The 9,194-nt window shown below is 69.7% G+C and carries 10 protein-coding genes; 6 read left to right on the plus strand and 4 right to left on the minus strand.

Features of this window, described 5'->3' with window-relative positions:
* Positions 1 to 17: 17 nt before the first annotated feature.
* Both FFK22_RS39575 and FFK22_RS39580 read right to left on the minus strand, forming a co-directional pair.
* The gene (locus tag FFK22_RS39575; RefSeq protein ID WP_138888005.1) at positions 18 to 1,058 is read right to left on the minus strand and encodes an aldo/keto reductase; all 1,041 of its coding nucleotides are present in this window, start codon (positions 1,056 to 1,058) and stop codon (positions 18 to 20) included.
* Between the two features lie 83 nt (positions 1,059 to 1,141).
* On the minus strand, positions 1,142 to 1,786 hold the full coding sequence (locus FFK22_RS39580; protein WP_221939222.1) for an arylesterase: 645 nt from the start codon (positions 1,784 to 1,786) through the stop codon (positions 1,142 to 1,144).
* 37 nt (positions 1,787 to 1,823) lie between these two features.
* Here FFK22_RS39580 and FFK22_RS39585 point away from each other — a divergent pair, with 37 nt between their 5' ends.
* The 6 genes from FFK22_RS39585 (at position 1,824) to FFK22_RS39610 (ending at position 7,371) form a co-directional block, all read left to right on the plus strand.
* Positions 1,824 to 2,576 (plus strand): ABC transporter ATP-binding protein, encoded by a 753-nt coding sequence (locus tag FFK22_RS39585; RefSeq protein ID WP_138888007.1) that lies wholly within the window; start codon positions 1,824 to 1,826, stop codon positions 2,574 to 2,576.
* The gene (locus FFK22_RS39590) at positions 2,573 to 5,092 is read left to right on the plus strand and encodes an ABC transporter permease (RefSeq protein ID WP_138888008.1); all 2,520 of its coding nucleotides are present in this window, start codon (positions 2,573 to 2,575) and stop codon (positions 5,090 to 5,092) included. The genes FFK22_RS39585 and FFK22_RS39590 overlap by 4 nt, the downstream gene beginning before the upstream one ends.
* A 104-nt stretch (positions 5,093 to 5,196) precedes the next feature.
* Positions 5,197 to 5,949, plus strand: coding sequence for a Bax inhibitor-1/YccA family protein (locus FFK22_RS39595; protein WP_138888009.1), 753 nt, complete (start codon positions 5,197 to 5,199; stop codon positions 5,947 to 5,949).
* Between the two features lie 79 nt (positions 5,950 to 6,028).
* Positions 6,029 to 6,694, plus strand: a complete 666-nt coding sequence (locus tag FFK22_RS39600; RefSeq protein WP_221939223.1) for a tyrosine-protein phosphatase — start codon at positions 6,029 to 6,031, stop codon at positions 6,692 to 6,694.
* A gap of 57 nt (positions 6,695 to 6,751) precedes the next feature.
* The gene (locus FFK22_RS39605) at positions 6,752 to 7,036 is read left to right on the plus strand and encodes a type II toxin-antitoxin system Phd/YefM family antitoxin (RefSeq protein ID WP_138888011.1); all 285 of its coding nucleotides are present in this window, start codon (positions 6,752 to 6,754) and stop codon (positions 7,034 to 7,036) included.
* Between the two features lie 5 nt (positions 7,037 to 7,041).
* The gene (locus FFK22_RS39610) at positions 7,042 to 7,371 is read left to right on the plus strand and encodes a type II toxin-antitoxin system RelE/ParE family toxin (protein WP_138888012.1); all 330 of its coding nucleotides are present in this window, start codon (positions 7,042 to 7,044) and stop codon (positions 7,369 to 7,371) included.
* A gap of 66 nt (positions 7,372 to 7,437) precedes the next feature.
* Here the strand turns inward: FFK22_RS39610 and FFK22_RS39615 are convergent, their stop codons facing one another.
* Both FFK22_RS39615 and FFK22_RS39620 read right to left on the minus strand, forming a co-directional pair.
* Positions 7,438 to 8,505 (minus strand): saccharopine dehydrogenase family protein, encoded by a 1,068-nt coding sequence (locus tag FFK22_RS39615; RefSeq protein WP_138888013.1) that lies wholly within the window; start codon positions 8,503 to 8,505, stop codon positions 7,438 to 7,440.
* 271 nt (positions 8,506 to 8,776) lie between these two features.
* Positions 8,777 to 9,194, minus strand: a 418-nt coding sequence (locus tag FFK22_RS39620; protein ID WP_221939224.1) for a hypothetical protein, incomplete at its 5' end; no start/stop codon positions are given.

Below are 9,194 nucleotides of genomic sequence, written 5' to 3' on the forward strand. Positions count from 1 at the left end.
GCTGAGCGGCGAGCCCTTTACGGGCAGGGGCTGGGGAACGCCGTGTGGATCGCGTCGATGCCCTGGAGCACCTCCGGCGACAGCGTCACCTCGGTGGCGGCGATGTTGGTGCGCAGTTGCTCCATCGAGGTGGCGCCGATGATCACCGAGGTCATGAACGGCCGCGACAGGGCGTAGGCGATCGCCAGCTGCGCCGGGTCCAGCCCATGCTCGCGCGCCAAGGCGATGTAGCGCCGGGTCGCCGGCTCGGCGTTCAGCGTGTCGTAGCGCGACTTGCGACGGTCGACGGCGCGGCGCGACCCCGGCGGGATCTGGCCGTCGAGATACTTGCCGGTCAGGGTCGCGGCAGCGAGCGGCGCGTAGCCCAGCAGCCCGATATCCTCGCGATGGGCGCATTCGGCGAGGCCCACCTCGAAGCTGCGGTTCAGCAGGTTGTAGGGGTTCTGGATCGAGACCGGGCGCGGCAACCCCGCCCGGTCCGAGGCCTCGACGAAGCGCATCAGGCCCCAGGGCGTCTCGTTCGACAGGCCGACATGGCGGATGCGGCCGGCCTTCACCTCCTCCGCCAGCGCCGCCAGCGTCTCCTCCGGCGCGATGAAATCCTCGGCCGTGTCATGAGCGTAGCCGAGCTTGCCGAAGCTGTTCACCGAGCGATTCGGCCAGTGCAGCTGGTACAGGTCGATCCAGTCGGTCTGCAGCCGCTTCAGGCTGGCCTCGACCGCGGCCTTGACGTTCTTGGCGTCGAGCCGTGGCTTGCCGTCCCGGACATGGGCCAGATGCGCGCCCGGGCCGGCGATCTTGGAGGCCAGGACCACCTGGTTGCGCTTGCCGGACCTCGCGAACCAGCTGCCGATGATCCGCTCCGTGGCGCCATAGCTCTCGGCCGTCGGCGGCACCGAATACATCTCGGCCGTGTCCCAGAAGGTGACGCCGCGGTCGAGCGCGTAGTCCATCTGGGCGTGGCCCTCGGCCTCGGTGTTCTGCGTGCCCCAGGTCATGGTGCCGAGGCAGATCGCGGTGACGTCGAGGCCGGTGCGGCCGAGCGGACGCTGTTCCATCAAAGGCTCCGGGAGCGGATCGTGATTGGTCGGACGATTTCGCTATAGCCGGAAACGCCGCCGGACGGAACCGCGATGCGGCCTCAGCCGGTCTTCGCCAGGCCGCTGGACCGGATCAGCTCGACCACCGCGGGGGTGATGCGCTCGACGATCGCCTTCACCCCGTCGGCGTTGGGATGCATGCCGTCGGCCTGGTTCAGCGGCGCCACCATCGCCACCCCGTCGAGGAAGAAGGGGTACAGCGCCACGCCATGGGCGCGGGCCAGGTCCGGGAAGATCGGGTCGAAGGACGCGGCATAGGCCGGGCCGAGATTGGGCGCGGCCCGCATGCCGGCCAGCAGCGTCGGGATCTTCTCCTGCCCCAGCCGCGCCAGGATCTTGTCGAGATTGGCCCGGGTGCTCGCCGGGTCGAGGCCGCGCAGCATGTCGTTGGCGCCGAGCTCGACGATCGCGAGGTCGGGCTTGTCGGCCAGGGCCCAGTCCAGCCGGTCGAGCCCGCCGGCGCTGGTGTCGCCGGAGACGCCGCCATTCAGCACCTTCACGTCGTGTCCCTGGGCCCGCAGCGCCGCCTCGAGCTGCGCGGCGAAGCCGTCCGCCTCGTCCAGGCCGAAGCCGGCGGTCAGGCTGTCGCCGAGGGCGAGGATGCGGATCGTTCCCGCCTGCGCCAGGCCGGGCAGCGCGGCGACGGCGCACAGGGCCAGGAGCGCCGCATTGAAAAGACGCCGCACGGCGCCATCTGTCCGGAGTCGGGCAAAAGGGATGCGCATGGACGGGACCACTCCTGCACCGCAGGCCGGCTTTGAGGCCGGAAAGGCCGCCAGCATCCGGCTGATCGATGTGCACCTTGAATTGGCGAGCGCGGCCGGCCCCGTCAACATCCTGCGCGGAATCGACCTGTCGGTCGGCGCCGGCGAGGTGGTGTCGATCGTCGGCCCCTCCGGCTCCGGCAAGTCCAGCCTGATGATGCTGATCGGCGGGCTGGAGCGGCCGACCCAAGGCCGGGTCGAGGTCGCCGGGCGCGAGCTATCGGCGCTGGGCGAGGACGCCCTGGCGCTGTTCCGGCGCGACCATGTCGGCATCGTGTTCCAGAACTTCCATCTGGTGCCGACCATGACCGCGCTGGAGAACGTCGCCATCCCGCTGGAATTCGCCGGTGCCGCCGATGCCTTCGAGCAGGCGGCGGAGCGGCTGCGCGCGGTCGGGCTGGGCCACCGCCTGAGCCATTATCCCGGCCAGCTGTCGGGCGGCGAGCAGCAGCGCACCGCCCTGGCCCGCGCCTTCGCCGCCGACCCCGACGTGATCCTGGCCGATGAGCCGACCGGCAACCTGGACGGCGAGACCGGCCGCCAGGTGATCGAGCTGATGTTCGGCCTGTCGCGCAAGCGCGGCGCCACGCTGCTGCTGATCACCCATGACCCGGCCCTGGCGGCGCGCTGCGACCGCATCGTCCGGCTGGTCGACGGCCGCATCACCGATGCCGGCATGGCCCCCTCCGCCGCTTTGGCCCGGCTCAAATGAGCTTGCACAACGCCGCGCGCCTGGCCCGGCGCGAGCTGCGCGGCGGCCTGAAGGGCTTCCGGATCTTCCTGGCCTGCCTGGCGCTGGGCGTCGGCGCCATCGCCGCGGTGCAGTCGGTGGCCGACGGCATCCGCCGCAGCATCGCCGAGGACGGCCAGGCGATCCTGGGCGGCGATGTCGAGCTGCACCGGTCGTACCAGCCGGCGACGGCGGAGGAGCGGACGCGGTTCGAGGCCGCCGGCCGGGTGTCGGAGGTGGTCGAGACCCGCGGCATGGCCCGCAGCCCCCAGGACGAGGCGACGACGCTGGTCGAGCTGAAGGCCGTCGACGACGCCTATCCGCTGTACGGCCGGATGGAGCTGGAGGGCGGCGGCGACCTGCAGGCAGCGCTGGCGCCGCAGGACGGCGTCTGGGGCGCCGTCGCCGACCCGGATGTGGCGGCGCGGCTGGGCCTGGCCGCCGGCGACAGGATCGCGGTCGGCGATGCCGTGCTGCAGCTGCGCGGCACCATCGCGCGCGAGCCGGACAAGGCCGGCAGCGGCTTTTCCATCGGGCCTCGCCTGATGATCGCCCGCGGCGCGCTCGACGCCAGCGGGCTGATCCAGCCCGGATCGATGCTGTCCTACGACTACCGCTTGGCGCTGCCGCCCGGCACCGACGTGCGCGCCGCCGCCGGCCGGTTCAAGGACCAGCTCCAGGACGGCATCTGGCGGGTGCGCGACGACCGCGACGCCGCGCCGGGGCTGCGCCGGACCATCGACCAGCTGACCATGTACCTGACCCTGGTGGGGCTGACCGCCCTGCTGGTCGGCGGCGCCGGCGTCGGTAATGCCGTGCGGGCCTGGCTGGATGCGCGGCTGGCCACCATCGCCACGCTGAAATGCCTGGGCGCGCCCGCGCGGCTGATCTTCCAGACCTATCTGCTGCAGGTGCTGGTGCTGTCGGCGCTCGGCATCGCCATCGGCCTTGCGATCGGCGCCGCCGCGCCCTCGGCCGTCGCCGCACTGATCCAGGGGCTGCTGCCGGTCGAGGCCCGGATCGGGGTCTATCCCGGCGCCCTGCTGCTGGCCGCCGGCTTCGGCCTGCTGACCAGCCTGACCTTCTCGCTGTGGCCGCTGGCCCGCGCCACGCGCATCCCCGCCGCGGCGCTGTTCCGCGACCGGGTGGCACCACGCCATGCCCGGCCGGCCGCCCCTTTCGTCGCCGCCACCGGGCTGTGCGCGGTGGCCCTGGCCGGCCTGGCCGTTGCCACCGCGGCCGACCCGTTCCTGGCCGCGATCTTCGTCGCCGGCGCGGTCGCCGCCATCCTGCTGTTCACCGGCACCGCGCTGGGCGTCATGGCGCTGTCCCGCCGGGCCCCCCGCCCGCGCCGGCCGGGGCTGCGCCTGGCCATGGCCAACCTGCACCGGCCGGGCGCGCCGACGCCGCAGATCGTGCTGTCGCTCGGCCTCGGCCTGACCGTGCTGGCGGCGATCGCCCTGATCCAGGGCAACATGGACCGGCAGATCAAGGACAGCCTGCCCGACCAGGCGCCGTCCTTCTTCTTCGTCGACGTGCAGAAGTCGCAGAAGGACCAGTTCGACGCCCTGATCCAGGGCACGCCGGGCGCCGCCGACCTGGCCGAGGTGCCCAGCCTGCGCGGCCGCATCACGGCGGTGAACGGGGTTCAGGCCGACAAGGCGGTGGTCGACCCCAGCAAGTCGAGCTGGCTGCGCGGCGACCGCGGCGTCACCTATGCCGCGGCGATGCCGCCGAAGGACAAGCTGCTGCAGGGGCAGTGGTGGCCAGCCGGCTATGACGGCCCGCCGCAGATCTCGGTCTACAAGGACATCGCCGAGATCTTCGGGCTGAAGCCGGGCGACCGGATGACGGTGAACGTGCTGGGCCGCGACATCGAGGCCGAGGTCGCCAACATCCGCGACATCGACTGGAGCACGCTGGGCATCAACTTCACCCTGATCCTGTCGCCGAAGCCGCTGTCGGCCGCGCCGCACACCTGGCTGGCGACGGTGCGGGTGCCGCCGGCCGGGGAGCTGGCGCTGCAGAAGGCGGTGACCGAGGCCTTCCCGAACGTCACCATCGTGCGCCTGAAGGACGCGCTGGAGACCGTGAACGCGCTCTTGTCCCAGATCGGCGCGGCGGTGCGGTCGACCGCCGGCGTCACCCTGCTGGCCGGCGCGCTGGTGCTGGCCGGGGCGGTGGTGGCCGGACACCGCCGGCGGATCTATGACGCGGTGGTGCTGAAAGTGCTCGGCGCCACTCGCGGCGACATCCTGCGCGCCTTCCTGATCGAATACGGGCTCTTGGGCCTGCTGACCGCCGTCATCGCCTGCGCCCTGGGCAGCGTCGCGGCCTGGGGCGTGCTGACCTTCGTGATGGAGATCGACTGGACCTTCCTGCCGCTGACCCTCTTGGGCACCGCGGCGCTGTGCGTCGCCATCACCCTGGGCTTCGGCTTCCTCGGCACCTGGGTGGCGCTGGGCCAGAAGGCGGCGCCGCTGCTGCGGAACGAATAGGACGCGCCTGAGGCCCTTCGGCGCAGGCCGCAACTGTTGTATGTTGGCCCGACGCTGCCAATATTTCAGCCGCGTGGTTCTTCACCACACTAGGGGTTTTCAAGATGGCCTTCGATCCACAGGGCCGCTACGCAACACCGGGCGCCGGCGCGCGCACCATCGAGCGTGCGGCGTTCGACGAGGGTCTGCGGCAGTACATGCTGCGGATCTACTGGTACATGGCCGGCGGCCTGCTGGTCAGCGGCATCACCGCCGCGGCGGTGATGTTCACGCCGCTCGGCGGCGTGTTCCTGGCGGTCAACGCCTTCGGCCAGATCGGCCTTACCGGCCTGGGCTGGGTGGCGCTGCTGGCGCCGATCGGCCTGATCTTCTGGATGAGCATGGGCGTCCGCTCGATGAGCGCGTCCACGCTGCAGACGCTGTATTGGCTGTTCGTAGCCCTGCAGGGCATCGGCCTGGCGCCGATCCTGCTGGCCTATACCGGCGAGAGCGTGGTCCGGGTGTTCTTCATCACCGCGGCCTCCTTCGCGGGGCTGAGCCTGTACGGCTACACCACCCGGCGCAGCCTGTCGGCCTTCGGCTCGTTCCTGGTGATGGGCCTGTTCGGCATCATCATCGCCAGCCTGGTCAACATCTTCCTGGCCTCGAGCGGCCTGGCCTTCGTCATCAGCGTGCTCGGCGTGCTGATCTTCGCCGGCCTGATCGCCTACGACACCCAGCGGCTGAAGGAGCAGTATGCCGAGGGGCTGGGCCAGGAGGTCGAGACCAAGACCGCGGTGTGGGGCGCCCTGACCCTGTACCTGAACTTCCTGAACCTGTTCCTGTTCCTGCTGCGGCTGCTCGGCAACCGCAACTGACGGGACCGTCGTCATGACGGACAGCCCGGCGGCTTCGGCCGCCGGGCTTCGCTTTTCCGGACCGCCCATCGACATGGACATGACCGAAGCCGTTCCCGACCAGACCCGAAAAAGCCGCCTGGCCGATGCGCTGGACAGCTGGATCGTCGACCACTGCCTGTTCCGGACCTTCGTCAACACCCGGGTCGAGATCGCGCCGGGAATCTGGCGCTCCGGCCAGCCGCTGCCCTACCAGATCCGCGGCATGGCGCGCGACGGCATCCGCACCATCGTCAATCTGCGCGGCCCGCGCGACTGCGGCTCCTACCGCCGCGAGGCCGAGGCTTGCCGCCGCTACGGCATCACCCTGGTCGACATCACCACCAAGTCGCGCGACGCGCCGAAGCGCGAGGTGCTGCGGCGGCTCCGCCAGGTGCTGGCGACGGCGGAGCAGCCGATCCTGTTCCACTGCAAATCCGGCTCGGACCGCGCCGGGCTGATGGCGGCGCTGTACCTGATCACCCACGCGAACCGCCCGGCGGCCGAGGCGCTGAAGCAGCTGCACTGGCGCTACCTGCACTTCAGGAAGTCGCCGACCGGCGTGCTGGACCGCTTCATCGAGGCCTATGGCGAGGCCCATGCGCGCGAGCCGATCGGCTTCTGGGACTGGGTCGAGACCGTCTACGACCGCAAGGCGGTCAAGGCCTCTTTCACCCCGAGCGGCTTGGCCATCATCATCGTCGACCGGGTGCTGGGGCGCGAGTAGGCGGCTTCCCGCAGGTCCGAATTCGGTCTATATTCAGGCCGAGATCAGGAGGCCGCCATGAAGCTGTCCGAGCGCATCAAGCCGATCAGCTACCTGAAGGCCCATGCCCCGGAGGTGATCCAGGGGCTGCGGGAGGGGCAGGAGCCCTTCATCATCACCGTCAACGGCGAGGCCAAGGCGGTGCTGCAGGACATCGACAGCTACGAGCAGACCCAGGAAACGCTGGCGCTGCTGAAGATCCTGGCGCTGGGCGAGCGCGACTATGAAGCCGGCAAATTCCGTCCGGTCGAGGACGTGTTTTCCGACCTGAGAGCCCGCCTCGAGGCCCGTCTCAAGGATTGATCCCCGTGTCCCTGCCGGTCATCGTGCTGCGGGAAGCGGAACGGGATCTCGAAGATATCGTCGACTTCATCGCCGATCACGATTCGGCGGAGAACGCCCGCCATATCCTCCAATCGCTCGACGATGTGATCCGGCGGCTGGCGAACCTGCCGTCCCGCGGCAACATCTCGAAGGAATTGCGTGACCTCGGACTGACCCAGTTCCGCGAGGCCCATTACAAGCCCTATCGCATCATCTATCGGGTTCGCGAGGACGCGGTCGTCGTCCATTGCATTCTCGACGGACGGCGCGACATGCAGAGCCTGCTGCGGCACCGCTTGCTGAAATCGCCCTGAGCCGAGTGGAAAGGCGCAGCCTCGGCCGCGCCCTTTCCCCGTTTCCGTCCCTAAACCCGGCTCTTCTTACGCGTAGTGCTGGCCGAACCGGTTGGCCAGGAAGTCCGACAGGTTCGCCTGCTCCTGCCGCACGAAGCCCTGCTGCGGCAGCTTGCCGGAGCGGTGCAGGTCGACCATGGCGCAGATGCCGGCCGCGGTCGTCACCTGGATCGCGCTCCACAGCTGGCCGCCGATCTCCTTGGCGTAGACCTTCTTGGCGTAGGTCTCCTGCATCAGGCGGCCTTCCTTCTTGCCCCAGGCGGTGACGAAGATCAGGACCACGTCCTGCTTGGTCATCGGGATCGAGGCCTCGAGCACGTCCTTCAGGATGTCGCGGCGCTGGCCCAGCTGCAGCTCGTTAACCAGCAGCTTGACGATGTCGCGGTGGCCCGGATAGCGCACGGTCTTGTAGTTCAGGAACTTGACCTTGCCGTCCAGCGTCTCGCACAACGTGCCGAGGCCGCCCGAGGTGTTGAACGCCTCGTAGTCGATGCCGTCGAGCGAGATGTGCTCCATGCCCTCGAGCGGCAGCACCTCGCGCAGCTCGCCCTCATGGATCGCCTCGCAGGGGTTGCAGTACTCGTTGATCAGCCCGTCGGTCGACCAGGTCAGGTTGTATTTCAGCGCGTTGGACGGATAGACCGGCAGGGCGCCGACGCGCATATGCACGGTGTGCAGCTCGTCGAAGCGCTTGGCCAGGTCGTAGCCGACAATCGAGATGAAGCCCGGCGCCAGGCCGCATTGCGGGGTGAAGGCGGTCTTCGCGCCCTCGGCGAGCGCCTTGACCTGGCGGGTGCTCTCGACGTCCTCGGTCAGGTCGAAGTAATGGGCGCCGCGGTCCTTCGCCGCCTCGGCGATCAGCGGCGTCAGGTGGAATGGCGCGGCCGAAATCACCACGTCATGGCCGGACACCGCGTCGCGCAGCGCCTGGGCGTCGTCGAAGCGCAGCTGGCGCTTGGCGACGCTGCCGTCCAGCCGGTCGAGCATGCCCTGGTCCTGGTCGCCGACGGTGAGGTCGTAGTCGCCGGTGGCGGTCAGCAGGGCGGTGATGCAGGTGCCGATCTTGCCGCCGCCGAGCAGCAGAACCTTGGTCATGACGCCTCTCCTTCACGGAACGACGCCCCGGGCTGGCAGCGCCGGGGCGGTTCGGATGGAGCGTCTCTACACCCGCCCAAAAGCCGCAGAAAGCCTTGTGTTCGGGCGTTCCGGAAGGTGCGCGCGGAGGCCTGGCGACCTTCGAGTCGCCGGTGGATCGGAGGAAGCAGGAAAGATAATTAGCCGATCGGATTCTGTGACCAGAGACCCTTTCAACACTGATTCTTCGGGGTAGGTTGGGCTCGCATGCGAACCCACCCTCGACGATCCATTATGCCACCACCTCCGGCCGCAGCCGGACGACGCCGCGCAGCACCTCGCCGGGCTGCAGCACGGCCATGCCGGTGTCGGTGCGGCCGGCCTCGGCGAGGTTGAAGGCGTCGGTCGCGTTGCTGACCGGCTCGACGCAGACATAGGGGGCGTCCGGCGAGTAGCAGACCATGAAGTCGAAGGGCGTCTCCGCTTCCATCACCAGCCGGGCGCGATGCTCCGGCCAGGCGATCACCGCCCGCCGGTCCCAGCCGGTGAAGTTGTTGTCCATCCGCACCGCAGCGGGCCGGACGCCGCGCCGGAAATCCTTCTCCGGCGGCGGCTCGACCAGCTCCAGCGGCATCACCTCGGCGTCGTTGAGCCACATCCGCTCGATCCCGGCGGTCACCACCGTCTCCGGCGTGCGCGGGAAGTAGAAA

The sequence above is a fragment of the Mycobacterium sp. KBS0706 genome (assembly GCF_005938675.2).
In the GTDB taxonomy this organism is placed as follows: Bacteria; Pseudomonadota; Alphaproteobacteria; order DSM-16000; family Inquilinaceae; genus Inquilinus.